Annotated in this window: 1 protein-coding gene; it reads left to right on the forward strand. The window is 65.5% G+C overall.

Going from position 1 to position 2,041, the window contains the following annotated elements:
- A partial coding sequence (tkt, locus tag GKN89_RS24225) for a transketolase (RefSeq protein ID WP_049296678.1) occupies positions 1-1,989 on the forward strand: 1,989 nt, incomplete at its 5' end.
- Positions 1,990-2,041 lie beyond the last annotated feature (52 nt).

The raw sequence follows: 2,041 nt of genomic DNA on the forward strand, positions 1-2,041 counted from the left end.
TCTCGTAAAGAGCTTGCCAACGCCATCCGCGCACTCAGCATGGACGCCGTACAAAAAGCAAATTCCGGCCACCCGGGTGCCCCTATGGGCATGGCGGACATCGCCGAAGTCCTGTGGCGTGACTACCTCAACCACAACCCGACTAACCCGCACTGGGCTGACCGCGACCGTTTCGTGCTCTCCAACGGCCACGGCTCCATGTTGATTTACAGCCTCCTGCACCTCACCGGCTACGACCTGCCGATGCGCGAGCTGGAGAACTTCCGTCAGCTGCATTCCAAAACCCCGGGCCACCCGGAGTACGGCTACACCCCGGGCGTTGAGACCACCACCGGCCCGCTGGGCCAGGGCATCGCCAACGCCGTCGGCTTCGCCATCGCCGAACGCACCCTGGCGGCGCAGTTCAACCGCCCTGGCCACGACATCGTCGACCACCACACCTACGCCTTCATGGGCGACGGCTGCATGATGGAAGGTATCTCGCACGAAGTCTGCTCCCTGGCCGGCACCCTCAAGCTCGGCAAGCTGACCGCTTTCTACGATGACAACGGCATCTCCATCGACGGCCACGTCGACGGCTGGTTCACCGACGACACCGCCCTGCGTTTCGAAGCCTACGGCTGGCACGTGGTGCGCAACGTCGACGGCCACAACCCGGACGCCATCAAGGCGGCGATTGAAGAAGCCCGCAAGGTGACCGACAAGCCGTCGCTGCTGATGTGCAAGACCGTTATCGGCTTCGGTTCGCCGAACAAGGCCGGTACCCATGACGTGCACGGCGCCGCGCTGGGCGCAGCCGAAGTGGCCGCCACCCGCGAAGCGCTGGGCTGGAAATACGCCGCCTTTGAAATCCCGCAGGACATCTACGCCCAGTGGGACGCCAAGGAAGCCGGTCAGGCCAAGGAAGCGGCCTGGAACGACAAGTTCGCCGCCTACGCCAAGGCCTTCCCGGAGCAGGCTGCCGAGTTCAAGCGCCGCATGAACGGCGAGCTGCCGGCCGACTGGAAAGCCGACGCCAAAGCGTTCGTGGAAAAACTGCAGGCCAACCCGGCCAACATCGCCAGCCGCAAGGCGTCGCAGAACGCGCTGGAAGCGTTCGGCAAGGTGCTGCCGGAGTTCCTGGGCGGCTCCGCCGACCTGGCGCCGAGCAACCTGACCATGTGGTCCGGCTCGAAAGCGCTGAACGTTGACCCGGCGGGCAACTACATTCATTACGGCGTGCGCGAGTTCGGCATGACCGCCATCACCAACGGCATCGCGCTGCACGGCGGCTTCCTGCCGTACTCGGCGACCTTCCTGATGTTCGTGGAATACGCCCGCAACGCGGTACGCATGGCGGCGCTGATGAAGCTGCGCAACGTGTTCGTCTACACCCACGACTCCATCGGTCTGGGCGAAGACGGCCCGACCCACCAGCCGGTGGAGCAGCTGGCGAGCCTGCGCGTGACCCCGAACATGAGCACCTGGCGCCCGTGCGACCAGGTGGAGTCGGCGGTGGCGTGGCAGTACGGCATCGAGCGCAACGACGGCCCGACCACCCTGGTGTTCTCGCGCCAGAACCTGACCCAGCAGCCGCGCACCGCAGAGCAGCTGGCGAACGTGTACCGCGGCGGCTACGTGCTGAAAGACTGCGCGGGCACGCCGGACGTCATCCTGATCGCCACCGGCTCCGAAGTGGGCATCACGGTGGAAGCGGCGGACAAACTGACCGCGGCGGGCCGCAAGGTGCGCGTGGTGTCGATGCCGTCGACCGATGCGTTCGACAAGCAGGATGCGGCGTACCGCGAGTCGGTGCTGCCGGCGGCGGTAACGGCGCGCGTGGCGGTGGAAGCGGGTATCGCGGACTACTGGTACAAATACGTGGGGCTGAACGGTGCCATCGTGGGCATGACCACCTTCGGTGAGTCGGCGCCGGCGGAGCAGCTGTTCGCCGAATTCGGCTTCACCGTGGACAACGTGGTGGCCAAGGCGCAGGCGCTGCTGAAGTAAGCCGCCTGGCGTCAGCCGATAAAAAAGCCGGTCATCATGACCGGCTTTTTTT

This window comes from Serratia sp. YC16, assembly GCF_009707615.1.
Lineage (GTDB): Bacteria > Pseudomonadota > Gammaproteobacteria > Enterobacterales > Enterobacteriaceae > Serratia > Serratia surfactantfaciens.